The organism is Amycolatopsis sp. NPDC003731 (assembly GCF_053586895.1).
The window spans coordinates 1-23,461 of sequence record NZ_JBSFNC010000140.1 but is presented as its reverse complement, the minus strand read 5'-3'; the positions used below and the strand labels follow the sequence as shown (position 1 = coordinate 23,461).

At 72.6% G+C, this 23,461-nt stretch carries 20 protein-coding genes, 1 tRNA gene and 1 pseudogene; 10 read left to right on the top strand and 12 right to left on the bottom strand.

The genetic code is table 11. The features are described from left to right. Positions 1-17 precede the first annotated feature (17 nt). Positions 18-89: transfer RNA gene (locus tag ACWDN5_RS37750), tRNA-Val, on the top strand. Between the two features lie 56 nt (positions 90-145). Here ACWDN5_RS37750 and ACWDN5_RS37745 read toward each other — a convergent pair. Next, a complete protein-coding gene (locus ACWDN5_RS37745; protein ID WP_449679646.1) occupies positions 146-742 on the bottom strand; it encodes a TetR/AcrR family transcriptional regulator in 597 nt (198 codons plus the stop codon). A gap of 94 nt (positions 743-836) precedes the next feature. On the opposite strand from ACWDN5_RS37745, the gene ACWDN5_RS37740 reads away from it, so the two are divergent. After that, the gene (locus ACWDN5_RS37740) at positions 837-1,589 is read left to right on the top strand and encodes a class I SAM-dependent methyltransferase (RefSeq protein WP_449679647.1); all 753 of its coding nucleotides are present in this window, start codon (positions 837-839) and stop codon (positions 1,587-1,589) included. A 77-nt stretch (positions 1,590-1,666) separates the two neighbouring features. Continuing rightward, positions 1,667-1,918, top strand: coding sequence for a DUF4287 domain-containing protein (locus ACWDN5_RS37735; protein WP_310970011.1), 252 nt, complete (start codon positions 1,667-1,669; stop codon positions 1,916-1,918). A gap of 506 nt (positions 1,919-2,424) precedes the next feature. On the opposite strand, the pseudogene ACWDN5_RS37730 reads toward ACWDN5_RS37735, so the two are convergent. Together ACWDN5_RS37730 and ACWDN5_RS37725 are read right to left on the bottom strand one after the other, a co-directional pair. Then, positions 2,425-3,172: pseudogene (locus ACWDN5_RS37730) on the bottom strand (SDR family NAD(P)-dependent oxidoreductase). 52 nt (positions 3,173-3,224) lie between these two features. Next, positions 3,225-4,667 (bottom strand): MFS transporter, encoded by a 1,443-nt coding sequence (locus ACWDN5_RS37725; protein ID WP_449679645.1) that lies wholly within the window; start codon positions 4,665-4,667, stop codon positions 3,225-3,227. 100 nt (positions 4,668-4,767) lie between these two features. On the opposite strand from ACWDN5_RS37725, the gene ACWDN5_RS37720 reads away from it, so the two are divergent. Then, positions 4,768-5,970, top strand: coding sequence for a cytochrome P450 (locus ACWDN5_RS37720; RefSeq protein ID WP_449679644.1), 1,203 nt, complete (start codon positions 4,768-4,770; stop codon positions 5,968-5,970). Between the two features lies 1 nt (position 5,971). Here the strand turns inward: ACWDN5_RS37720 and lexA are convergent, their stop codons facing one another. After that, entirely contained in the window at positions 5,972-6,625 is a 654-nt protein-coding gene (lexA, locus tag ACWDN5_RS37715) for a transcriptional repressor LexA (RefSeq protein ID WP_449679643.1), read from the bottom strand. Between the two features lie 276 nt (positions 6,626-6,901). Between lexA and ACWDN5_RS37710 the strand changes: the two genes are divergently transcribed. After that, the gene (locus tag ACWDN5_RS37710; protein WP_449679642.1) at positions 6,902-7,414 is read left to right on the top strand and encodes a lytic polysaccharide monooxygenase auxiliary activity family 9 protein; all 513 of its coding nucleotides are present in this window, start codon (positions 6,902-6,904) and stop codon (positions 7,412-7,414) included. 36 nt (positions 7,415-7,450) lie between these two features. Here ACWDN5_RS37710 and ACWDN5_RS37705 read toward each other — a convergent pair whose 3' ends face one another. Continuing rightward, positions 7,451-8,908: a helix-turn-helix domain-containing protein gene (locus ACWDN5_RS37705; RefSeq protein WP_449679641.1), complete on the bottom strand. Its 1,458-nt coding sequence runs from the start codon at positions 8,906-8,908 to the stop codon at positions 7,451-7,453. A 173-nt stretch (positions 8,909-9,081) separates the two neighbouring features. Between ACWDN5_RS37705 and ACWDN5_RS37700 the strand changes: the two genes are divergently transcribed. Then, positions 9,082-9,936 carry an MmyB family transcriptional regulator gene (locus tag ACWDN5_RS37700; RefSeq protein WP_449679640.1) on the top strand — a complete coding sequence of 285 codons (855 nt, stop codon included), beginning with the start codon at positions 9,082-9,084 and terminating at the stop codon, positions 9,934-9,936. Between the two features lie 60 nt (positions 9,937-9,996). After that, on the top strand, positions 9,997-10,887 hold the full coding sequence (locus ACWDN5_RS37695; RefSeq protein ID WP_449679639.1) for an NADP-dependent oxidoreductase: 891 nt from the start codon (positions 9,997-9,999) through the stop codon (positions 10,885-10,887). Between the two features lie 227 nt (positions 10,888-11,114). Here the strand turns inward: ACWDN5_RS37695 and ACWDN5_RS37690 are convergent, their stop codons facing one another. From ACWDN5_RS37690 to ACWDN5_RS37665, 6 genes are all read right to left on the bottom strand, one after another. Continuing rightward, positions 11,115-12,755 (bottom strand): beta-1,3-glucanase family protein, encoded by a 1,641-nt coding sequence (locus ACWDN5_RS37690; RefSeq protein WP_449679638.1) that lies wholly within the window; start codon positions 12,753-12,755, stop codon positions 11,115-11,117. A 165-nt stretch (positions 12,756-12,920) separates the two neighbouring features. Further along, complete coding sequence (locus ACWDN5_RS37685; protein ID WP_449679637.1) at positions 12,921-13,373, bottom strand: hypothetical protein; 453 nt, start codon at positions 13,371-13,373, stop codon at positions 12,921-12,923. Between the two features lie 67 nt (positions 13,374-13,440). After that, on the bottom strand, positions 13,441-13,920 hold the full coding sequence (locus ACWDN5_RS37680) for an SRPBCC family protein (RefSeq protein ID WP_449679636.1): 480 nt from the start codon (positions 13,918-13,920) through the stop codon (positions 13,441-13,443). A gap of 11 nt (positions 13,921-13,931) precedes the next feature. Next, on the bottom strand, positions 13,932-15,296 hold the full coding sequence (locus ACWDN5_RS37675; protein WP_449679635.1) for a flavin monoamine oxidase family protein: 1,365 nt from the start codon (positions 15,294-15,296) through the stop codon (positions 13,932-13,934). Beyond that, positions 15,283-16,236, bottom strand: a complete 954-nt coding sequence (locus tag ACWDN5_RS37670; protein WP_449679634.1) for a carbohydrate kinase family protein — start codon at positions 16,234-16,236, stop codon at positions 15,283-15,285. The genes ACWDN5_RS37675 and ACWDN5_RS37670 overlap by 14 nt, the downstream gene beginning before the upstream one ends. After that, positions 16,233-16,907, bottom strand: coding sequence for a class II aldolase/adducin family protein (locus ACWDN5_RS37665; protein WP_449679633.1), 675 nt, complete (start codon positions 16,905-16,907; stop codon positions 16,233-16,235). Before ACWDN5_RS37665 ends, ACWDN5_RS37670 begins: the two co-directional genes overlap by 4 nt. 199 nt (positions 16,908-17,106) lie before the next feature. On the opposite strand from ACWDN5_RS37665, the gene ACWDN5_RS37660 reads away from it, so the two are divergent. Then, complete coding sequence (locus ACWDN5_RS37660; protein WP_449679632.1) at positions 17,107-18,099, top strand: permease; 993 nt, start codon at positions 17,107-17,109, stop codon at positions 18,097-18,099. Next, complete coding sequence (locus ACWDN5_RS37655) at positions 18,096-18,785, top strand: TIGR03943 family putative permease subunit (protein WP_449679631.1); 690 nt, start codon at positions 18,096-18,098, stop codon at positions 18,783-18,785. The genes ACWDN5_RS37660 and ACWDN5_RS37655 overlap by 4 nt, the downstream gene beginning before the upstream one ends. Before the next feature lie 14 nt (positions 18,786-18,799). Here the strand turns inward: ACWDN5_RS37655 and ACWDN5_RS37650 are convergent, their stop codons facing one another. After that, positions 18,800-19,801 carry an ABC transporter substrate-binding protein gene (locus tag ACWDN5_RS37650; RefSeq protein ID WP_310970027.1) on the bottom strand — a complete coding sequence of 334 codons (1,002 nt, stop codon included), beginning with the start codon at positions 19,799-19,801 and terminating at the stop codon, positions 18,800-18,802. 738 nt (positions 19,802-20,539) lie between these two features. Here ACWDN5_RS37650 and ACWDN5_RS37645 point away from each other — a divergent pair. Continuing rightward, positions 20,540-23,371, top strand: a complete 2,832-nt coding sequence (locus ACWDN5_RS37645; RefSeq protein ID WP_310970028.1) for a helix-turn-helix transcriptional regulator — start codon at positions 20,540-20,542, stop codon at positions 23,369-23,371. Positions 23,372-23,461 lie beyond the last annotated feature (90 nt).

Genomic DNA, 23,461 nt, shown 5'->3' with positions numbered 1-23,461 from the left:
CGTGGAAGTTCGTACCCGGGCGATTAGCTCAGGGGGAGAGCGCTTCGTTCACACCGAAGAGGTCACTGGTTCGATCCCAGTATCGCCCACTTCACAACGAAGAAGGCCCCGTCCGCGGACGGGGCCTTCTTCGTTGTCGGCTTGGTCACAGAAGGCGGCGCTGCACGACGTCGGCGATGACCGTGTGGACCGTTTTCGCCAATTCCCCGGTGTCGGGCAGGGTTCCCCGGCGGCGGCCCGCGAACAGCAGGTGCGCCGCACCGATCAACGACAAGGCGAGCGAGTCCACGTCGGCGTCCGCGGCGATGCGGCCCTGTTCGCGTTCGGCTGACAGGTAATTCGTCAGCATGTCCCGCGCCTCGGCCAGGATCGGCAGGCCGGGTTGCTCGCGGAGGCGGGCCCGCAGTTCGTCGCGGAAGAAGACCAGGCTCGTCAGCGCGACCGTGATCGGGTCGAAGAGTTCGACGAGCGTGGCGACGAGGTTGTCGGCGACGGTCCGGGTGCCGGCGGACGCTCGCAGGAGGGCGTCCTGGTCCGCCAGCCGGGTGATGCGGTCGCGGACGAGTTCGGCCAGGAAGTCGTCGAAGTCGCTGAAGTGCCGGTGCAGGACGCCCTTGGCGACGTCGGCCTCGGTGGTCACGGCGCGGCTGGTCAGAGCGTTCGGCCCGGCGCGGAGGAGGACCCGCTCGGCCGCGTGGAACAGCTGCTGGCGCACATCGCGCAGGTGGACCCCGGTCGGCATGGTGCCCATTCTCCGGTACCCCCGCCGGTTGTCCTAGTGGGCGAGTGCCCATTAGAGTGGGCACATGCCCACTCAACCGCACGAAGCCCGCGCAATGGCGGAGTCCTTCGGAACCGATGTCGAACGCTACGACCGAGCGCGCCCGGCGTACCCGCGCGAACTGGTGGACCGGATCATCGAGGCCAGTCCGGGTATCGACGTCCTGGACGTCGGCTGCGGAACGGGCATCGAGGCCCGTCAGTTCCGCGACGCGGGCTGCCGGGTGCTCGGCATCGACCCCGACGCCCGGATGGCGGAGTTCGCCCGCGGCAGCGGAATCGACGTGGAGGTGGCCAAGTTCGAGGACTGGCAACCGAAGGGCCGGACGTTCGACGCGGTCATCGCCGGCCAGGCGTGGCACTGGGTGGACCCGGCGACGGGCCCGGCCAAGGCGGCGAGCGTCCTGCGGCCGGGTGGGCTGCTGGCCGTGTTCGCGCACGTGTTCCAGCCGCCCGCGCCGGTGGCGGAGGCCTTGGCGACGGCGTGCCGCAGGGTGATCCCGGGTGCGCCGTTCGCGGGGGAGTCCCGCCCGGTGGCGGAGGTCTACGACGTGATGTTCACGGGGTTCGCCGAGTCGATCGCGCGGGCGGACGTACTCGGTGCGCCGGACCGCTGGAGCTTCGAGTGGGAGCGGACGTACACGCGCGAGCAATGGCTCGACTTCCTGCCGACAACGGGCGGCTTGACCCGTCTGCCGCCGTCCGAGTTGGCGGAGGTGTTGTCCGAAGTCGGCGCGGCGATCGACGACCTCGGCGGGAGTTTCGTGCTGCCGTACACGACGTTGGCGGTGGTGGCGACCCGGGCTTGACAAAAAAAATTGTCGGTGAGAAGGTGGTGAAACCCGAGGACGACCTCGGCTCCATTCGGCTCAACTGGGGAGTAACCATGTCTTTTCAGGCCTACCTCGACAACGCGGAGAAGCAGACGGGCATCACCCCCCGCCGCTTCCTGGAGCTGGCGGCGGCCAAGAACCTGACCAAGACGGGCGAGATCGTGGCCTGGCTCAAGGAGGAACACGCCCTGGGCCACGGCCACGCAACGGCGATAGCCCGCTTGGTGACGAAGGGCCCGGAGTACGTGGCGGAGAACCACGCGGGCGGAACCCTCCACCTGGACGGCTTGGCGGCAAGGACCTGACCGGGACGGCGGCCGCCTAGCCTGGCTGACCGGGCTCGCCTGGCTGACCGGGCTCGCCTGGCTGACCGGGCGCGGCGGGCCGACCGGGCTCGGCCCGCCGTGCGGGGCCGATCACCCCACTGCCGCTAACCCGCCGGGTCGGCCAACCAACCAGGCTCGGCCCACCAACCGAGGCCGATCACCCAACCGCCGCCAACCCGCCGGGCCTGGCCAACCAACCAGGCCCGCCAACGACCACACCCCCCTGCCGACCCGATACGCAGCCGAATCAGCGGCCGGCACGCCGGGTCAAGGCACGCTTTCCCGCCTTGACGCGGCGTGACGGCCGTTGAACAATCCGGCGATCGGGCCGGCAGAAGGTCCCCAAGGCACCCTCAAAAACGAGATCAAACAAAGCCGCAAAGGCGTCACACGTGATCAGAGAGACATCACGCGTGATTGAAGGGTCAACACGCGTGATCAGAGGGACGACACGCGTGATCGAAGGGACGACACGGCGAAGCCGGTCACCCCACCGAAATGGGGCCGAGAAAAGTGCCTCCGGACACATCCAAGGTCCGGCCGGTGATCCACTGTCCTCCGGGTCCGGCCAGAAATCCCACCACCTCGGCGACGTCCTCCGGGTCCCCGACCCGACCCAGTGCCGTCATCGCCGCCAAACCCGCGGCGGCCTCGGGAATCGCCAGGACAGCCTCGGTCATGTCCGTCCTGATTGGACCGGGTGCCACAGTGTTGACCGTGATCCCCCGGTGCCCGAGCTCGCTGGCGAGCGTCGGTGCCAACGCCTCGACCGCGGCTTTGCTCACCGTGTACCCGATCTGCGACTGAACGGCGATGCGCGTGGCCATCGACCCCACCATCACCACCCGGCCACCCTCGTTCAGCACCGGCAGCAACGAGCAGCATCGGCGCTTTGACGTTCACCGCCAGCAGCCGATCCAGCTCCTCCTCGGTCAGTTCCCCGATCGAGCTGTGCGAGCTGATCCCCGCGTTGTTGACGAGGATGTCCAAACCGTCCCCGAATGCCGAGGTCACCGCGTCCACCAGCCGCTCGACGGCGCCGGCCTCGCCGAACCGGGCCGCCACAGGGAAGGCGTGCCCGCCGGCGTCCTCGATCAGTGACACGGTTTCCTTGGCCGCGCCCTCGTTGCCCCCGTGGTGCACGGCGACCACCGCCCCGTCCGCGGCCAGCCGCAGCGCGATCGCCCGCCCGATGCCCCGCGAAGCTCCCGTCACCAATGCGTTCTTCGTCATGCCAGGCTCCCCAAGGTCGGTGCCGGACCGTCGTGGCCCGGCCGGGCCGCGGTCAGCGCGCGGCCGCGACGGCCGGCTCCCGGGTGGCGACCGGCGACCGCCGCGGCAGGAACGCCGCCACGGCCAGCGCGATCAGCGCCGCCGCCGAACCCATGCCCAGCACGAGCCGGAACCCGTTCTGCGACGGCAGGGTCGCCGGCCCGAACGAGATCGTCAGCCTCGCCAGGACCAGCCCGGCCGTGGCGCTGGACACCGACGTCCCGATCGATCGCATCAGCGTGTTGAGGCTGTTGGCGGCCGCGGTCTCCGACACCGGCACGGCCCCCATCACCAGCGCGGGCATCGCCCCGTAGGCGAGCCCGATCCCGGCGCCGATGATGCTCGAGATCAGCACCAGGTGCCAGGTCGCGCTCATCAGCACGACGCCGAGGCCGTACCCCGCGGCGACGACCACCGCGCCGAGCATCAGCGTCGTCTTCGGCCCGCGGGTCGCCGAAATGCGGGCCGACACCGGGGCCAGCGCCATCATCACCAGCCCCGACGGTGCCATCACCAGGCCCACCGCCAGCATCGACTTCCCGAGGCCGTACCCGGTGGCCGCCGGCAGCTGCAGCAGCTGCGGCAGGACCAGAGACATCGCGAACATCGCGAAGCCGAACACCGCGGAGGCGATGTTGGTCAGCAGGACCTGGCGCCGCGCGGTCGTCCGCAGGTCCATCAGCGGCTGCGCGGTCCGCAGCTCCCAGCGGCCCCACAGGAACAGGACGACGGCGGCGGCCGCGAACAGGCCCAGCGTCGCCGCACTGCCCCAGCCCCAGTCGGCGCCCTTCGAGATGGCCAGCAGCAAGCACACGAGCGCGATCGAGAGCCCCGCCGCGCCCGGCACGTCGAACCGGCCGCCGGTGCGCACCGGCGACTCCGGCACCAGCGCGACGACCAGCGCCGTCACCACCACGCCGAGCCCGGCCGCGGTCCAGAAGAGCGCGTGCCAGTCGGCGTTTTCGGCCAGCAGCGCCGCCGCGGGCAGGCCCAGCGCGCCGCCGACGCCGAGCGACGCGCTCATCAGCGCCGTGGCGGAACCGAGCCGCTCGGCCGGCAGCTCGTCGCGCATGATGCTGATCCCGAGCGGGATGACGCCGGCGGCCAGGCCCTGCAGCGTCCGCCCGGCGACCATCGGCACCAGGCTGTCGGAGAGCGCGCCGATCGTCGAGCCCGCGACCAGCGCGCCGAGGCTGATCAGCAGCATCCGCCGTTTCCCGTACATGTCGCCGAGCCGGCCCATGGTCGGCGTCGCCACCGCGCCCGCGAGCAGGGTGGCGGTGATGGCCCAGGTGGCGTCGGCCGCGGAGGCGTGCAGCAGCCCGGGCAGTGCCGGGATCAGCGGGATGACCAGCGTCTGCATCAGCGAGACGGTGATGCCCGCGAGGGCGAGGACCGCGACGACGAGGTTCGCGCGCGGCGACGCCTCCCCGGCGGCTCTGGACGGATCGGACACGGGTGGGTCCTCCCAGGACGTTGAATTAAATCAGTCGCTTGACTTAGCCTAGCAGTCTTCGGTTGACTGATCACGAACTGACGGCGACGGCGGAGGAACGATGACGACGACCGAGATCCCCGAGTTCCCGATGACCCGGGCCGCGGGCTGCCCGTTCGACCCGCCGCCGGCCGCCCGCGCGTTGCAGGAGGAGCGCCCGCTCGCCCGCGTCCGGCTGTGGGACGGCAGCACGCCGTGGCTGGTGACCCGCTACGCCGACCAGCGGTCGCTGCTCGCCGATCCCCGGATCAGCGCCGACATCACGCGGCCCGGGTACCCGAGCCCCGCGCCGCTGCCGAAGGGCGGCACCGGCATCAGCTTCATCCTGATGGACAACCCCGAGCACGCGCGGCTGCGCAAGATGGTGACGGCGCCGTTCACCATCCGCCGGGTCGCCGCGATGCGCCCGGCGGTGCAGAAGATCGTCGACGACCTGATCGACGAGCTGCTGGCCGGGCCGAAACCGGTGGACCTGGTCGAGGCGTTCGCGCTGCCGGTGCCGTCCCTGGTGATCTGCGAGCTGCTGGGTGTCCCGTACGCCGATCACGACTTCTTCCAGGAGAACAGCAAGGTCATCATCCGCCGGGACGCCCGGCCGGAGGAGCGGGCCGCCGGGCACCGGGCGCTGATCGGCTACCTCGACGAGCTGGTGGGATCGAAGCTCGAAAACCCGGGAGACGACCTGCTGTCCGGACTGGCCGCGCGCGTCGCGGCGGGGGAGCTGACTCGGGTCGAGGCGGCGCAGATGGGCGTCCTGCTGCTGATCGCCGGCCACGAAACGACGGCGAACATGATCGCGCTCGGCACCCTGGCCCTGCTGGAGCACCCGGACCAGCTGGCGCTGCTGCGCGAGTCCGACGACCCGGCGCTGGTCGCGTCGGCGGTCGAGGAACTGCTGCGCTACCTGAACATCACGCACAACGGACGCCGCCGCGTCGCGCTGGAAGACATCGAGATCGCCGGGCAGACCGTCCGCGCGGGCGAGGGCCTGATCATGGCGAACGACATCGCCAACCGGGACCCGGAGGTCTTCCCGGACGGCGACCGGCTGGACCTGACCCGCGACGCGCACCGCCACGTGGCCTTCGGCTTCGGCGTCCACCAGTGCCTCGGCCAGCCGCTGGCCCGGCTGGAGCTGCAGGTCGTCTACAGCACGCTGTACCGGCGGATCCCGACGCTGTCGCTGGCCACCGACGTCGAGAAGATCCCGTTCAAGCACGACGGGTCGGTGTACGGCGTGTACGAGCTGCCCGTCACCTGGTGAGTCAGACGCTCCGCAGCACCGACACCACCGCGCCGAGGATCACCGCGCGGTCGCCGTCGATGACGTCGTAGGCCGGGTTGCGGGGCTCGAGGTACACGTGGCCGTCGCGGCGGCGGTAGACCTTGACCGTCGCCTCTTCGTCGATCATCGCCGCGACGATCTGGCCCGAGTGGGCCTCGGACTGCTGCTTGACCACGACGATGTCGCCGTCGCAGATGGCCGCGTCGATCATCGAGTCGCCGCGGACGCGCAGGCCGAACACCGTGCCGCGGCCGGTGAGGTCGCGGGGCAGCTTGAGGACGTCGTCGGTGTGCTCGACCGCCGAGATCGGCGTGCCGGCCGCGATGTCGCCGACGACGGGCACCGGCACCGAATCGCCGTCTTCGGCGGCCGCCGTGCCGTTCAGGAACGCGCGCACGTCGATCGGGCGCGACACTCCGGTGCCGCGGCGCAGGAAGCCCTTGTCTTCGAGGCTGGCCAGGTGCTTCGAGACCGACGACGTCGACTGCAGGCCGACGGCCTCGCCGATTTCGCGCGTGCTGGGGGAGTAGCCGTGCTGGACCACCCAGTCCCGGATCGCGACCAGGATCCGCTGCTGCCGCTCCGGCAGGGCCGAGGGGTCGAGGTGCTCGAAGGTGTCGTCGTAGGTGGTCACCGGCGTGATCCTAGAGGCACGCGCCTCGCGGCCCACCGCCGGTCCGGCGGGCCCGGTCCCGCTCAACGGAACACCGGGTGACAGTTGGCGCCTTACCAACATTGGCCCTGACTTTGCCAGCCGTTGACCTGAGTAACGTTTCGACGTATGGTCTAGACCACAATTTTCCTTCGCTCGTAACCCTTCCCGTCGCGGCGGACCTCCCAGCGAGGCCGGGGCCGCGGTTTCGCCGTGCCCGGCGGCGGGGAGGCGAGCCTGTCCCCGAAGGAGCTTGGGATGAATCGCAAACTGGTCGCGGCCGCCGTGGGCACCCTCCTGGCCCCGGTGCTGGTGGTGCTCAACCCCGCCGGGATCGCGAGCGCGCACGGCTACGTCAGCTCGCCCGCCAGCCGGCAGGCGCAGTGCGCCCAGCACATCGTCCAGTGCGGGCAGATCCAGTACGAACCCCAGAGCGTCGAAGGGCCCAAGGGCCTGCGGTCCTGCAACGGCGGCGTGGCCCAGTTCGCCGAACTCAACGACAACGGCAAGGGCTGGCGCGCCGCGAACGTCGGCCGCACGGTGACCTTCAACTGGACGTTCACCGCCCGCCACCGCACGTCGAACTACCAGTACTTCATCGGCGGCCAGAAGATCGCGGAGGTGAGCGGCAACGACCAGCAGCCGCCGTCGACGGTCGCGCACCAGGTGAACCTGGGCAACCGCACGGGCCGCCAGACGGTCCTGGCGGTGTGGAACATCGCCGACACGTCGAACGCCTTCTACGCCTGCATCGACCTGCAGGTGAGCTGAGCCCGGACACCGTCCACCGTGGCCGGACGGGCCGTGTCACCCCCTCGCCGACACGGCCCGCCCGGCCTGCTTCCCGGTGATGAACCGCTTGCGCAGCTCGACCACCTCCGACAGCGCCGCCAGGGCTTCCTCCGGGCGGCCCACCGTGCACAGCAGCACGGCGTGGTTGCTCAGGCCGTTCGCCAGCATCCGCAGCGCGGCTCCGGTCGGGATCGAAGGCCCGGGACCGTCGTCCCGCGGGCGGCGCAGCGCCACGGCCTCGGCACTGGCCTTGACCCCTTCCTCGGCGAAGCCGAGGCCGAGCAGCTGCAGTGACTTGGTGATGAGGCACTCGGCCAGCATCCCGGCCTGGTAGTACCGCGGGCTCTGCCGGTCCAGCTGCCGGAAGACGGCCTCCGCGTCGGTGAGCGCCGACAGCGCTTCCTCGGGCCGGCCCAGTTCGTTGAGCTGGTGGGCCTGGGTCATCAGGTCGGAGCCCAGCTCCATCAGCTCGACGTCCGGGTGGTACTCGCCCAGGACGGCGGCGAGGCCGGACGTCCGGTCGTGCGGCGCCGGGGACGCCGCCGCCAGCTCGCGGAGTTCTTCGGTCAGGGCGCGCAGGTCGCGTTCGGGGTGCGCGGCCGCGCGGGCCGCGACGGCGCTGAGCACCAGGGGTTGCCCGGCGCAGAACTCCAGGAGCTCGTCCGCGCCGTCGCTGCGCGCCCCGATCGAACCGGCGAGCAGCTCCCGCGCGTCGGTGTCCGGCATCGGCGCGAGCGTGACGCTGTCCGCGCCGGCCCTGACGACGAGGCTGTTGAGCCGGTGCCGGCTGGTGATCAGGACGGCGCCGGCCCCCGGCAGCAGGGGCTGCACCTGGTTGGAGTCCCGGGCGTCGTCCAGCACGACGAGCAACTGCTTGCCTGCCACCACGCTCCGGTAGAGCGCGGCCCGCTCGTCGCTGCCGCCCGGAACTTCGGCGGGCGTGACGCCCAGCGAGAGGAGGAAGTCGCGCAGCACGTCGGACGGGGCCTGCGCACCGAGGTCGGTTCGCGAGCCCCACAGGTCGGCGTGGAGCAGGCCGTCCGGGAAGTCCGTGGTGTGCGCGGCGGCCCACCGCAGTGCCAGGAACGACTTGCCGATGCCGCGCGGGCCGTCGACGACGACGATGCCGGTGCTGCGGGGCCCGGTCAGCTTCGCCGTCAGGGCGTCGAGTTCCGCGGTCCGGCCGACGAACAGCCCGGCATCGAAGGGGCGCAGCCGCGGCGGTGCGAAGGCGCGCCCCGGCGGCGGCTCCGGGCCGTCCGCCAGGGCGAGCAGCTGGTCGCGTTCGCTCGCCGACAGGTCCAGGACCTGGGCGACGCGCCGCACGGACGGCCCGTGCGGGTGCCCCCGGTCGCCGGTCTCCCACCGCCGCAGGGTCCGGATCGACACCCCGGCGGCTTCGGCCAGGTGTTCCTGGGTGAAGCCCGCGCGGGTCCGGTGCCGGCGGAGCAGTGCGCCCCAGTGCTCGGTCAATCGCCCTCCCCGTCCTTCCTGCGCTGCCGCGAGTTCCATGATGACCGGGGAAGCGGCGGGAGACCAGGTCGTGGACCGGCCACGCGTGACCGGTCGGCCGTCACCGGCCCGGCGCGGCGGGTCACGCGCCGAACTGTCCACAAAGGAGCCCGGCGACCGGATACCCTGGCGCCATGGCTTTGCACGAACTCGGCACGGCGGTGCGGCGGCTGCGCGAAAACACCGATCCCGCCGCTGCCGGGCTCCCGGCCGGACGGCGGCGGACCCGCGGGCTGCGGCGGGAGGAGCTCGCCGAGCTGGCCGGGGTGTCGGCGGACTACGTGCGGCGGCTGGAGCAGGGGCGCCGCCACCCGTCGGCCGGGGTGGTGGCCGCCATCGCCGGCGCGTTGCGGCTCGGGCGGGCGGACTACGAGCGGCTCTGCGCGCTGGCCGGGTACGCCGCGGTCGACGGGCAGGTGCCGCGCGAGGCCGGGGCGGCGGCCGTGCGGCTGCTGGAGCGGTTCCCCCACACCCCGGCCTTCCTGGCCGACGCGGCCTGGAACGTGCTCGCCGTCAACGGCGCGTGGTTCGCGCTGCAGGCCGGCGGCCCGACCGGGCACGCCCGGGACTGGAACGTCGCCTGGCGCACCTTCCGCAACGCACCCCGCGGGATCAGCCGGGACGACGACCGCGCGGCCGCGTTCCGGGCGATGCTCGCCGGCCGGCTGCGGGACACCGCCCTGCGCTACCCCGGGGACGCCTCCCTCGCCGGGCTCGTCGACGAGCTGCGCACGACGAGCCGGTCGTTCGACACCCTGTGGCGGACGCCCGAACCGGTGCGCACGTACGAAAACCGGGCCGTGTTCCGGCATCCCGACGGCGCTGACCTCACCCTCGACGGCAACCTCCTGGAAGTACCGGGGGACGACCTGATGGCGGTGGTCCTCACCGCGGCACCCGGGTCGCGCGACGCGGCCCTGCTCGGCGAGGTCGTCGCCGCCGCCGGGCCGCCGTCCGTCGTCAGGGTGGGCCAAACCGGCCCAGGCTGAACCGGCCTGCGGCCGCGATCCTGGGGGCGAAGTGGATCACGGACGAAGGCGAGCAACCCGATGAAGGCAGTGCGGTTCCACGAGTACGGCGATCCCGGCGTCCTGCGCTACGAGGACGTGGACCGGCCCGTCCCCGGGGCCGGGCAGGTCCGGATCCGGGTCGCGGCGACGTCGTTCAACCCCGTCGACGGCAACATCCGCGGCGGGTTCATGCAGGGGCCGATCCCGGTCGCGCTGCCCCACACGCCCGGCATCGACGTCGCCGGCACGGTCGACGCGCTGGGCGAGGGCGTGACCGGCCCGGAGACCGGCACCGCAGTCATCGGCTTCCTGCCGATGGACGGCCCCGGCGCCGCCGCGGAGTACGTCCTGGCCCCGGCCGACGTGCTGACCCGGGCGCCCGAGAACGTCCCGCTGGCCGACGCCGCCGCGTTGCCGCTGGTGGGGCTGACCGCGTACCAGGCCCTGTTCGACCACGGCAAGCTGACGGCCGGGCAGCGCGTACTGGTCAACGGCGCCCGGGGCGCGGTCGGCGGGTATGCGGTGCAGCTGGCCGGAAACGCCGGTGCCGAGGTGATCGCCGTCGACCGCACCACCGGCGACGTGGCGGCGGTGGTGACCGAGCCGGTCGACCTCGTGCTGAACCTCGCCCCGATCACCCCGGAGCGGCTGGCGGCGCTGCTGACGCTGATCCGCCCGGGCGGTGCCCTGGTGAACACGACGGTGTGGATGCCGGCCCCGTCCGACGAGGAGCGCGGCATCCGCGGCATCGACCTGTTCGTCCGCAGCGACGCCGAGCAGCTGTCCCGGCTGGTCGACCTGGTCGACCACGGCGAGCTGCGGATCGACGTCGCCGAACGGGTGCCCCTGGCCGGCTTGCCCGCCCTGCACGCCCGCGCCGCCGAAGGCGGGGTGCACGGCAAGGTCGTCGTCGTCCCGGAGCCTGCTTAGCGGGTGAGGGTAACGGCGAAGCAGGCGATCGCCCCGGTGAGGAAGCCGGCGCAGGCCGGGCCTTTCTCGTCCCGGTGGATCTCGGAGTGGATGTAGTCGTCCAGCGCAGCCGGCGAGACACGAAAGCCTCCGGTCGAGACGGCTCCTGGACAAGCCACACCTCGACCGGAGGCTCTTCCCACGTCAACCCGAGCCCCTTCCGCTGCCAATGTCCTGGCCGAATACACCTAGCGGGTGAAGGTGAACCAGTTGACGTTGACGAAGTCCGCCGAACTCCCGGAGAAGGTCAGGTAGAGGTCGTGGACGCCGGTGGCGGACGCGACGATGTTGGCCGGCACCGTCTGCCACTGCTGCCAGCCGCCGTTGTTCGCGAAGTCGATTTCCGCGATCACCGGGCCCGTCACGCTGTCCAGGCGGGCCCGGATGGCGCCGCTGACACCGGCCGCCGCGCCCGACGCGAGGCGGGCGACGAACTGGTGCGGCGTGCTCGGCCCGAAGTCGACGCGGGCGTACTTCAGCCAGTCGCCGTCGGCGATCCAGCCGACGTCCACGCCGCCGCCGGTGTCGGCGCACGACTCGTTCTGGGTGCCGTTCTGGGCGTTGTAGGCCTCCGCCTGGATCGTCGAGTACGCGCTCGTGCCGCCCGAGCCGGGCGGGGTGGTGCCACCGCCCGCGCCCGGGCCGAGCGCGACCGTCCAGGACGTCGGGGCCGGGTCCTGGAGGTGGCCGTCGACCGGCTGGGCGCCGGTCGGGCCGACGTCGTCGTACGGGAAGGCGTAGCCGATCGACGCGTACTGGTGCACCAGGCGCGCGTAGTGGTTCGTGGTGGCGTCGCGGTAGTACTGCGAAGGCGGGACGCCGTCGGGCTGGTTGTTGCCGCCGGCCACCAGCAGGCTGCTGCGGTTCAGGGCGGCGGCCAGCCGGGCGGCGACCGCGCCGCGGGCGTCGCTGCCCGAGTTGTACAGCGGCCCGCTCGCGCAGCCGAAGATGTCCGCCGCGCTCGGCTTGGTGAACGGCACGCCATTGGTGTTCAGGCCGGCGAACACGATCGCGTCCCCGCTGACCGTGCCGGTGTAGGAGCCGATACCGCCTTGGCCGTTGATCGTCAGCGGCGTCGTGCGGTAGTGGTCCCAGACGGCGTTGAGGTAGTTGGTCCAGTAGCCGCCGAAGTCGACCGGGGAGTGGCCGGGGGCGAGCACGCGCACGACCTGGCCGGAGCCGTCGGTGACGACCAGCCGGTCCCACGGCGCGCCGTCGGCGTTGTGCTGCGCGCGCAGGCCGTCCGCGATGCTGCCGAGGGCGCCGTTGGGCAGCGGGCTGACCGACTGCGCGCCCGCCGCGCCGGTGGTGGCCATCGAAACCGGCAGCGCCACCATGTCGACGTAGCTGATGTTCGCGTAGAGGTTCGCGCTGTTGTAGGTGAACTCGCAGAACGTCCAGTTCGTCTGCCAGTTCGGGTCCGCGGTGGCGAACCCGGGCTGCACCAGACCGGGGCCGGGGTTGACGAAGAACTGGATCTTCTTGCCGACCGAGAACCACACCCGGCCGCCGATGAGGTAGTCGGTCAGCGTCACGGTGACCTGGGAACCCGATCCGCCGAGCGGAATCGCGTAGTCGGGGATCGGCGTCACCGGCGCCGACGGGTTGGCCAGCGGCTGGAACCGCCCGTCGGCCGTGACGAAGCCGGGGCGGCCCGCGGTGTCCGCGCCGCTGATGTAGGCGTAGACGGTGCCGCTGCCCGAATTGTTCTTGAGCGTCAACGGCAGGGCCGCGGCGGCGCGGGCGCCCGGCGCGGTGACGGCGGACCACAGCGGCGTGCTCGCCGCGGCGGCGACCAGGCTGGTGACGAACGTACGCCTCGACAGCATGGCACCTCCTCGAAAGCGGAAACGGTGCCCGGACGGTAGGTACGTGGTCCGGCGGGGTCAACATCCCGCGGGCCGGGTCGGGTACGGACGGCCCTCGACGGTGCCCTTTCGTAGCCGGACCACTGTCCGCGCTGGTCCGGTGTGTGTCCGATGTGGATGGTGGGTTCAGCGGCCCCGCGGCGCGGGCAGGCCGGCCGCGGCCAGCGCGTCCCAGAGCGGCCGCGCGTCGACCCGCTTGGTTCCGAGTCCTTCGACGAACCGGCAGCCGAACGCGGCCGCGGTGAGGGTCGTGGTCCGGTTCCGGGTGTCGGTGAACCGCAGCCGGTAGCTCGGTCCCAGGTCCGCCGTGCAGACCGGGTCGGCCGGCGCTTCCGGCAGCTCGCACGCCGCGGCGGCGACCTTCTTGATCGCGGCCGCGTCGGTGCTGCGGTCTTCACCGCGCGTGCCGTCCGCCGGGCCGGGCAACGGCGGGTACAGCGGCCCGCTGACGACGAGTTCGCGGGGTTCGTAGGAGGCGGCGCACAGCGGGTCGGCCGACGCGGGCCGGGCGTCGGCGCCGCAGGCCACGGCGCTCAGGGCGACGACGAGCACGCCGGAGAGCGCGGACAGCCTTCGCATGGGATGCCTCCTTCGGTCCGTTGCCCCGAAGACGGAACGGGCCGGCCCCCGGGTTGCACGGCCGGCCCTAGGAGGGCACCCCCTCGGCGAGGATGACGTCGGCGAGGTTGTCCATCGCCCGCGTCATGTCGGCCCGCAGGCCCGCCGCGACGATGCGGTGCACCAGCGGCCCGAGCGGCCCCAGGCCGAGGCGGTACTGGACCGCGTACGTCATCAGCGTGCTCTCCGACCCGTCGCCGCGGATGATCGGCTCGAACTCGAACACGTTGGTCAGGTCCTGAAGCGGCGCGAAGCCGACGCCCGTGTCGACCCGGCGGGCCAGGGGCTCGATCTCGCGGACCGTCCAGACGGACCGGGTGGTCAGCGGGCCGAGCGACTTGTTGTGCTCGCGGTAGGTCCGGCCGAGCTTCGCGGTGCCGTGGTGGTCGGTCACCTCCAGGACCGTCGGGACCCACTCGGCGTAGCGGTGGGTCGCGGAGATCACGTCCCACACCCGCCGGACCGGGTGGGGGATGATCGCCTGCTCGGAAACGGTGTAGTCGCGCACCAACGTCCCCTTCACCCGTGGCCGAGGACGGCGCGGGCGGCGGTCTCGCCGGAGCGGACCGCGCCGTCCAGGTATCCGTTCCAGTGGTCGGAGTGCTCGGCGCCCGCCCAGTGCACCCGGCCGAACGGCCGGTCGCGCCAGGGGCCGAGCTCGGTCAGCACGCCGGTCCCGGGCACGGACGTCGGCCCGCCGCGGGTCCATTCTTCGCCGACCCAGTCCTGTTCGAAGTACTCCACCGGCCGCAGCGCGGGCTTCCCGACGGCGGCGGCGAAGGCGCGCAGGACGGCGGCACGTCGTTCGCGGGGCGGCCGGGCCGCCCAGAGGTGCCACTGCGGGCCGCCGAGGAAACCCATGAGGACACCGGGTTCGCCGTCGGGCGGGGAGTTGTCGAACATGGAGCAGATCGGGGAGGGGTGCCGGAACACGGCCTGGCCGTTGAGCCCGTCGGCGCGCCAGAACGGCTCGGGGTAGACGGCTTCGCACTTCATCAGCGCGCCGAAGGCCATCCGGGAGAACAGCGCGTCCTGCTGCGGTGGCAGCAGCGGGCGCCAGGAGATCCGGGTGGCCAGCGCGGGCGGGACGGCGACGACGACGTGCCGCGCGTGCCAGGTGTCCACATCGGACTTGACGGTCACCGAGCCCGCGTCCTGCTCGATCGCCCGCACCGGGGCGCCGAGCACCACGCGGCCGTCGAGCTCCTCGGCGATGCGCTGCGAGATCAGCTGGGAGCCGCCGGCGAAGCGGGATTCCTGCGCGCCGCCGGTGACGCCGATGCCGCGTTCCAGCGTGCCGGGCGTGGTTTCGTTGCCGAACCCCGCGATGTACCAGAGGCTGTAGAGCAGGGAGGTGTCGGCGGCACTGCCGCCGAAGGCCGAGCCGAGCAGCACGTTGACCAGGTCGAGCGCGCCGGTGCCGGCCGTGGTGTGCCGGAGCCAGCTTTCGAACGTCACGCTGTCCCACGCCCGCGCCTTGGGGGCGCGCCACGGCGCGTCGAGGGGGATCTTCCGGGCCAGCTGGTCGATCCGCCGCATGGCGATGCCGAGATCGGGCAGGGCCAGGGGATCGGGCGGGATGTCGCCGCGGTACCGGCGGGCCCGGTCGCCGTGGACGTAGACCGACGCTCCCCGGGTGTGGGCGGGGAACGTCTCGACGCCGACCTGCTTGGCCAGCGCGAGGACGTGGTCCTGGGTGGGGCCGGCGAACTGCCCGCCCGCCTCGACCACCTTGCCGTCGCCGAGGTCGTGGTTCAGGGTGCGGCCGCCGACCCGGTCGCGGGCCTCCAGGACGACGACGTCCCGGCCGGCCGCGGTCAGCTCGCGGGCGGTGGTGAGCCCGGCCAGGCCCGCGCCGACCACGACGACGTCAGTGCGGCGCATCGGCGGCCTCCAGCGTCGGCGTGGCCGCGGCGAAGGCGTCGGCGGCGGCCAGGTCGAACTCGCCGTGGTCGCTGCCCAGGCCCTGGGCGACCAGGGCCGCGGCGGCGGAGCCGAGCACGGCGGCGTCCCGCGGGGACCGGCCGAGACCGACGCCGCGGAGGAAACCGGCGGAGAAGGCGTCCCCGCAGCCGGTGGTGTCGACGACGTCGACCGCGAACGCGGGGACGGCGATCACCTCGTCCGCCGTGATCACCAGGGCGCCGCGGGCGTCCCGGGTGACGGCGACGCAGCCGACGCCGTGGGTGATCAGCGCGCGAGCGCCGTCTTCGAGGGTGTCGGCGCCGGTGAGCCCGAGGACCTGCTGTGCGTTGGGCAGCAGGTAGTCGAGGTGCGGCAGGGCCGGCGCGATCCAGGCGAGGACGCCGGGGTCGCCCGGGGCGAGCAGGTCGGCCGAGGTGACCACGCCGGCCGCCCGCGCGGGGGAAAGGATCTTCGCCGCGTTGTCCCCGCCCATCAGCTCGGGCGCGCCGAGGTGCAGATGGGTCGCCCGGGCGACTTCGGCTTCGGCGATGTCGTCGGGACCGTAGGTGAGGTTCGCGCCGGGGACGTGGAAGGCCGGACGGCTGCCGTCCGGGCGGATGGGCAGCACCGACGCCGAGGTCTGCACGGCTTCGCGGCGGACGACCAGGGACGTGTCGATCCCGAACTTGGCGAGCATGGCCAGCAGCAGGTCGCCGATGGGGTCGGTGCCGATCGCGCCGGCGGTGCGGACGGTCGCGCCGAGCTTCGCCAGCGTCAGCGCGGTGCCGGCGGCGGTGCCGGCCGGGCCGAAGCGGATCTGCTCGACCAGGGCGGCGCCCTGCCCGTCCGGGATGGCCTCGACCGGCCGGACCTGCACGTCGAACACGTGCGCGCCGAGCGTGATCACCGTTTGCGTCACCGATCCTCCTCGATCCGTTTGGTGCTGCCGTAACCGCGTCGCAGCGCGGCTTCGGCCACCGCGGTCTGCTGGGCGGCGTCCAGGGTCCGGGGGGTGCCGATCGCGGCGGCGTTCCGGTAGAGCTCGCAGGCCCACTCGAGCAGCAGCGCGTTGTCCACCGCGGCCTGCAGCGTCGGGCCGTGCACGACGGCGCCGTGGTTGGCCATCAGCGCCGCCGACTTGCCGTCCAGCGCGGTCCAGACGTGCTCGGCGAGCTCGTCGCTGCCGAAGACGGCGAAGGGTGCGACGCGGATGGCCCCGCCGAGCAGGAGCTGCTGGTAGTGCACGCACGGGAGTTCGTCGAGCACGAGCGACACGGCGGTGGCCTGCGGCGAGTGGGTGTGCACGACCGCGGCGGCGCCGGAGCGGCGGTAGATCCCGAGGTGCAGTTCGAGTTCCGAGGTCGGCGCGAGGTCCCCGGCGACCACGGTCCCGTCGAGGTCGACGACGGTGACCTGGTCCGCGGTGGCCCGCCCGAGCACGACGCCGGTGGCGGTCACGGCGACGTGCTCCCCGGCGCGCACGCTGACGTTGCCGGCGGTGCCGATCAGCAGCCCGGCGCCGGCCAGGTCGTGACAGGCGGCGACGACGGCCCGCCGCTCGGCCTGCAGGAGCGCGCTGTCCTGGGTCATCGGCTCAGCGTAAGCCAAACATGAAACAAAGTCACGTTCAGGTTTGGGGAGCCACGGCAACGGGGGCGATCGACGCCCGCTGCGGTCGCTGCCGGCGTCCGTCGCTGGAGTCCACAGTGGTCACTGCCGCTGGTGAACCGGACGCCTCCCCGGCCCGTGTAGAGGGGCGGGTGTGGAGCGGAAGTACGGGAGATCGCCGTTGGCTGCCATCGAAGAACGCCGGAACCCGGGCGAAACGCCGGGCTGGAACGTCGATCCGGTGCTCGTCCTGACGTTGGTCCTGTTGGCCGGGTTCCTGGCGCAGGGCCCGGTTCGGCGCCTGTTGTCCACCCCGGTCATGCAGAGCTGGATGACGGTGTTCGTGGCGGTAATCGTCCAGGCGCTGCCGTTCCTCGTCCTCGGCGTGCTGCTCTCGGCCGGGCTCGCGGTCTTCGTGCCGCCGTCGTTCTTCACGCGCGTGCTGCCGAAACGGCCGTTGCTGGCGGTGCCGGCCGCCGGGCTGGCCGGGGCGGTCCTGCCCGGCTGCGAATGCGCGTCGGTGCCCGTGGCCGGGGCGCTGGTGCGCGGCGGCGTGCAGCCGTCGGCCGCGGTGGCGTTCCTGCTGTCGGCACCCGCGATCAACCCGGTGGTGCTGACCGCGACGGCGGTCGCCTTCCCCGGCCAGCCGCGGATGGTCGTCGCCCGGTTCGCCGCGAGCCTCGCGGCGTCGTGCGTGATGGGCTGGCTGTGGCAGCGGCTCGGCCGTCCGGACTGGCTGCGGCCCCGCGCGCACGACCACGGCGCGGGCGGCGGCCGGGGAGAGGCGTTCTGGGGATCGGTGCGGCACGACGTCATGCACGCGGGCGGGTTCCTCGTCGGCGGCGCGATGGCCGCCGCGACCCTGAAGGCCGTGGTGCCCGCCTCCTGGCTGCACGCCGCGGCCGGCCACCCGGTCGTCGCGGTCCTGGCCCTGTCGGCCCTCGCGGTGCTCCTGTCGATCTGCTCGGAGGCCGACGCGTTCGTCGCTTCGTCGCTGACGCAGTTCTCACCGACGGCACGGCTGGCCTTCCTGGTCGTCGGCCCGATGATCGACCTCAAGCTGTTCGGCATGCAGGCCGCCACGTTCGGCCGCGGGTTCGCGCTGCGGTTCGCGCCGGTGACCTTCGTCGTGGCCGTGGCGGCCGCGGTCGTGACCGGGGCGGTGCTGCGGTGAACCGGACCGTGCAGGCGATCCTGCTGTTCCTGGTCGGCGGCGTCCTGCTGCACGCCGGCCTCACCGGGCTGTACCTGCGGTACGTCAAGGCCGGCCTGCAACCGCTGGTGCTGGCCGCGGGCGCGGTGCTGGTGGTCGCGGCCGTCGCGACCGCCTGGTACGCCCGGCGGCGCCCGGGCGGGCATCCGGCGCCGCGCGTTTCGTGGCTGCTGGTGCTGCCGGTGTTCGCGCTGATCCTCGCCGCACCACCGGCTTTGGGGTCCTACAGCGCGATGCGCGCCGGCACGGCGGTGACGGCGCCGCGGATCCTCGCCCCGCTCCCGGACGGCAACCCCGTCCGCCTGACGATGATCGACTACGCGGACCGCGCGGTCTACGACCACGGCCGGTCGCTGGCCGGCCGGACCGTCACGATCACCGGGTTCGTGGCCTTCGACCGCGACGGCACGCCGTACCTGGTCCGGATGCTGCTGAACTGCTGCGCGGCCGACGCCCAGCCGGTGAAGGTCGGCCTGACCGGCCGCGTTCCGCCGGTGCTGCCGCCCGATGCGTGGCTGGAGGTCACCGGCGCGTACACCGGCCGGCAGGCCACGGACCCGGTCAACGGCGGCACCATCCCGTTCGTCGACGTCGGCCGGGCCCGGCCCGTCGCGCCGCCCGCCGATCCCTACGAGAGCCTCGGCTAGCGCGGCACCTCCGCTCACCTACCGGCCTGGGGGCCGATCATCGAGTTGACGTCGATCGGCGACGGGATCGCGCCGAGCTGCAGCAGCAGGTCGGGAACCCGTTGCAGGCGGCGGGAATCCAGGACCGCGCCGTAGCCCGGCAGGGTGAGCAGCTTGGCGGTGTCCTCGTCGATCTTGGCGAACCGCACCAGCAGTGGCTCGACCTTGGCGCGGTCGAACAGGGCGTCGTGCGTCGCCTTCTGCATGGCGCGCTGGAACGCGGCCAGGGTCTTCGGGTTCTCCTTCACCCACTTCCGCGTCGCACCGTAGCCGGTCAGCGGGAAGTCCTGGGTCGCGCCGCTGTTGATGTCGATCACCGGGATCGCGCCGGCCGTCTTGGCGGCCTGCGTGATGTAGGGCTCCGGCAGGTACGCGGCGTCGGCCTGGCCCTGCTGCAGCGCCGCGGCGATGTTGGGCAGCGGGATGAGCACCCATTTCACCTTGCTGAAATCGACGTTGTGATCTTGCATGATCGAACGGGTGAGGAGATCCGAAGCGGTGTTCTTGGCCGTGATGGCGATCTTCGCGGTGGCCAGGTCGGTGATTGTTTTCACCGGCGAATTCGGGACCGTGACGATCGCGTTGGACTTGGCGTTGACCGACGTCGCGTCGGCGACCAGCTGCATGTCGGCGGCGCCGGTGCTGCGGGCGGTGAAGAACGGCGGGTAGGTCGAGAACGCGATGTCGACGTCGCCCGAGATCGACTTCGACAACGAGGCCTGGCCGCTGGCGGCGATGACGGACTCGACGGAGAGTCCCTCGGCCTGGAAGTAGCCCTCGTCCTGGGCCAGCCAGAACGGTGCGAGGTCGGTGGTGGGCAGGATCGAGACCTTCAGCGCCGACTTCTCCAGCCCGCTGCCGCTCGACGACGTGCTCGAGCCGGTCGCGCCGAGCGCGCCGCAACCGGTTACGACCGTGACGACCGCGAGAGCGAGTGCGGCGCGAAAACGGGCATTGGTCCTGACTATTCCGAACAAGGTCTGCTCCTCGAAGGAGATGACAGTTGATGTACCGGCTCCAAGGAAGGTCCGTGATTCACTCCCCGGCGTCAGGCGGGCAACTGTAGGGATCCCGGCAGCCCTTGACAATGCGTGATGCCGCCGGATCGGGGAATTCACCACAATGGCGGCACGAATACTAGATCGACGATCTTGCGCTCTCCGCGGTCACCGAGCGCTCGCCGCGAGACTCGACGAAGGTGTGGACGGAGTGCGAAAAACGTGGCCGGAGGGGCACCGGCAAAGCGGAAACAACAGATCGACTGCCATATCCCGGGACCGCGAACCCGGTGTAGTTGCCGCGCCGAAATCGAACTCGGCGGCGGGGTTTTCGCGCCGTTGTCTGCTAACGCAGGTAATAGCCGCGAAGGTGTCGAAATCGTCGATGGTGCCGCCTCGCCGGCAGTGGCCGGCCGGCGCGGGCGAAGTTCACCTGTCCGTGGAAGCGTTGTCAACGGGCTGCGACACAAGGGATTCGTCGGCCGCCCGCCGGGCCGTCCCGCGGCTTGTCCGGACCACCCGCACCGCCGGTGACCTGCGGTTCCGGGGCCGGAGATCCGGCGCGCCCGGCCGGGTGAATCACGCCCGGATCACGAATCGGCGCATTTGCCGAATGGGAGGTTTACGCGCCGGGAACGCCGGACGACCGGCCGGCGTTCCGGGCTGGCCAAGTGGTCCTCTTGTTGGGGAACAGGTTTTACTTCTAAAATCCCCCGTGTGCGACCGCTTACGGACGGTACGGAGCTACTGGTCGGCCGGGACAGCGAGCTGTCCCGGCTGGTCGCGTGGATCCGGGACGTCGCCGCGGGCCGCGGCCGCGCCGTGCTGGTCGACGGCGAGCCCGGCATCGGCAAGTCCGCGCTGGTCCGGTCCGCCTGCGTGGCCGCCACCGACGCGGGCTGCCAGGTGTACTGGGGCGCCGGCGACGAGCTCGGGCAGGCCCTGCCGCTGCTGCCGCTGCTGGACGCACTGGAGATCACCCCGGCCACGCGGGATCCCCGTCGTGACGCCGTTTACGAGCTGCTGGGCGGCGGCGCCGTCGCCGGCAAGGGCGCCGACCTCGCCGCCGCGGCCGCCGAGCAGCTGATCGCGCTGGTGGACCAGCTGTGCCAGGACGGCCCGGCCGTGCTGGTCGTCGACGAGCTGCAGTGGGCGGACAGCACGACGGTGGCGGTGTGGAGCCGGCTCGCCCGCCTGGTCCGGCAGCTCCCGCTGCTGCTGATCGGCGTGCTGCGGCCGGTACCGCGCCGCGACGACCTGCGCTCGCTCTTCCGGATCGTCCGCCCGGCCGAGCGGCTGCGGCTGACCCGGCTCGCGGAACCGGCCGTGCTCGAGCTGGTCGCCGCGCTGGCCGGCGGCAAACCGGGGGCCCGGTTGGAGGAACTCGCCGCCGGGGCCGCCGGGAATCCGTTGTACCTCACCGAACTCGTCGACGCGCTGACCAGGAGTTCCTGCCTGGAGGTCGACCACGCGGGGATCGCGGAGCTGACCGGCGCGGCCACGCCGGACTCGCTGCCGGAGGCGATCGCGGACCGGCTGGGCTTCCTCACCGAGCCGGCGCGGGAAGTGCTGCGGACGGCGGCGCTGCTCGGTGTCGGGTTCTCGGTCGCGGACCTGATGACCGTGACGAACTCTTCGCTCGCCGAGCTGCTGCCCGCCCTCGACGAGGCCCGCGCCGCCGGCGTCCTGGTGGCGGCGGGCGACGACCTGGAGTTCCGGCACCCGCTGATCCGCACGGCGTTGTACGACGAGATGCCGACGGCGGTCCGCGTCGCCTGGCACCAGTCGGCCGCGTGGGCACTGGCCGAGGCGAGCGCGCCGGTCGAGCGGGTGGCGCGGCAGCTGCTGCCCATGGTGTCCACAACGGACACTCGTGTGCCGGTCCCGGACTGGGCCGTGCGGTGGCTGCTGAAGGTGGCCATGCCGCTGATCGGCCAGGCGCCGGTGGTCGCCGTCGCGCTGCTGAGACGGGCGGTGCGGGACGCGCCCCTCGACGACGCGGTGACCGGCGCGCTGGCCTGCCGGCTGGCCGACGCCTACTACCGGGTCGGCAACGTGGCCCAGGCCGAGCGGATCGCCTGCCGCGCCTTGGATCGCGTCCGCGACCCGGACGTGCGCGTCGACCTGCACACGACGGTCGTGCAGAGCCGCGGGACGGCCGGCCGCGCCGCCGAGTCCCTGCCCGCGCTCAACGAGGCGCTGAACCAGCCGGGGCTGCAGGCCCGGCACCGGGCGCGGTTGCTGGTGCTCATCGCGCGGATCCGGCGCGTCCAAGGCGAGATCGACGCGGCCGGCCGGGCCGCCTCCGCGGCACTGGCGGAGCTCGGCGAAGCCGAAGACCGCTGGGCGACGGGGTGGGCGTTGCACGTGCTGAGCCAGTGCGCGATGGCGCGGGGCGAGTGGGCCGCCGCGCTGCCGCTGTTCGAGCGCGCGATCGCCGTCGTGCGGGGCGACCCCACGCTCATCGAACTCACCTTGCTGCTGCGCATCAACCAGTCGGTCACCTACGGCGCGCTCGACCGCTACGCCGACGCGCTCACCGCGGCCGGGCAGGCGCGCGACCTGGCCGAGCGCACCGGCAGCGAGGCGCGGCTGACGCAGGTCCAGAGCGCGATCGGGCAGCTGATGCTGGGCGCCGGCCGGTGGGACGACGCGCTGGCCGAGGTGGACGTCGTGCCGGACGACCACAAGGACCCGGGCGTGGTGTGCTGCGACCACGGCGTCGCCGCGATCATCCACTTCCACCGCGACGAGTCGGCCGCGGCCCGCCGCCACCTCGACGTCGCGGCACTGCATTCCGAACGCGTCGGTGACGAGGTGGTGGAATCCCTGGTCCGCGCCCGCAGCCTCGCCTTCGAGCACGCGGGCGCGCCGGACCGGGCGCTCGCCGTGCTGACGGCGGTACCGGCCGGCGAAGACGCGGGGGAGGAGCGCCTCGGCGACGCCGCCCGCCTGGCGATGACGATCGGCGACGTGCAGACCGCGGCGGAGATCGAGGCCCGGGCCCGCGGCATCGCCGCCGACTCGGCGGTCCCGCACCGCCGCGCGCTGGCCCTGTACTGCCGCGGCCTGCTCGAGCGCGACGGGACGACGTTGCTGCGAGCCGCCGACGGCTACGCGGACGCGGGCCGCCCGCTGTCCCAGGCCAAAGCCTTGGAGGCGGCCGCACTGGCCTTCGCCGAAGCCCGGCCGGAGGACCGCGGTTCGGCGCGGGCGGCGTTCATCCGCGCCATCGACCTGTACGCGGAGCTGGACGCCCAATGGGACGTGGCGAGGCTGCGCGCCCTGTTCCGCGCCTTGGGCATCCGCCGCGGGCCGAAGGTGAAACACCGTGAGGCCACGCACGGCTGGGACAGCTTGACGCCGACGGAGGGCCGGATCGCGGCGCTGGTGGTGGAGGGCCTGTCGAACCCGCAGATCGCGGCCCGGCTCTACCTGTCGCCGCGCACGGTGGGCACGCACGTCTCGCACATCCTGACCAAATTGGGGGTGCATTCGCGCATCGACATCGCCCGCGAAGCCGCCCGCCACCAGTCCGCTTCCGGCTGAGCCACGCCCCGGCCGGGTACGGCAGCGGCTCGAACGTCGCGAATGACTCATTCGGGACCTCCGACGTCCCGAATGAGTCATTCGCGGCAC

Excerpts from the sequence above, each read along its gene's own strand:
- ACWDN5_RS37745 (WP_449679646.1), bottom strand. The coding sequence starts at position 742 with ATGCCGACCGGGGTCCACCTGCGCGATGTGCGCCAGCAGCTGTTCCAC.
- ACWDN5_RS37740 (WP_449679647.1), top strand. The coding sequence starts at position 837 with ATGGCGGAGTCCTTCGGAACCGATGTCGAACGCTACGACCGAGCGCGC.
- ACWDN5_RS37735 (WP_310970011.1), top strand. The coding sequence starts at position 1,667 with ATGTCTTTTCAGGCCTACCTCGACAACGCGGAGAAGCAGACGGGCATC.
- ACWDN5_RS37720 (WP_449679644.1), top strand. The coding sequence starts at position 4,768 with ATGACGACGACCGAGATCCCCGAGTTCCCGATGACCCGGGCCGCGGGC.
- ACWDN5_RS37710 (WP_449679642.1), top strand. The coding sequence starts at position 6,902 with ATGAATCGCAAACTGGTCGCGGCCGCCGTGGGCACCCTCCTGGCCCCG.
- ACWDN5_RS37700 (WP_449679640.1), top strand. The coding sequence starts at position 9,082 with ATGGCTTTGCACGAACTCGGCACGGCGGTGCGGCGGCTGCGCGAAAAC.
- ACWDN5_RS37695 (WP_449679639.1), top strand. The coding sequence starts at position 9,997 with ATGAAGGCAGTGCGGTTCCACGAGTACGGCGATCCCGGCGTCCTGCGC.
- ACWDN5_RS37690 (WP_449679638.1), bottom strand. The coding sequence starts at position 12,755 with ATGCTGTCGAGGCGTACGTTCGTCACCAGCCTGGTCGCCGCCGCGGCG.
- ACWDN5_RS37685 (WP_449679637.1), bottom strand. The coding sequence starts at position 13,373 with ATGCGAAGGCTGTCCGCGCTCTCCGGCGTGCTCGTCGTCGCCCTGAGC.
- ACWDN5_RS37675 (WP_449679635.1), bottom strand. The coding sequence starts at position 15,296 with ATGCGCCGCACTGACGTCGTCGTGGTCGGCGCGGGCCTGGCCGGGCTC.
- ACWDN5_RS37665 (WP_449679633.1), bottom strand. The coding sequence starts at position 16,907 with ATGACCCAGGACAGCGCGCTCCTGCAGGCCGAGCGGCGGGCCGTCGTC.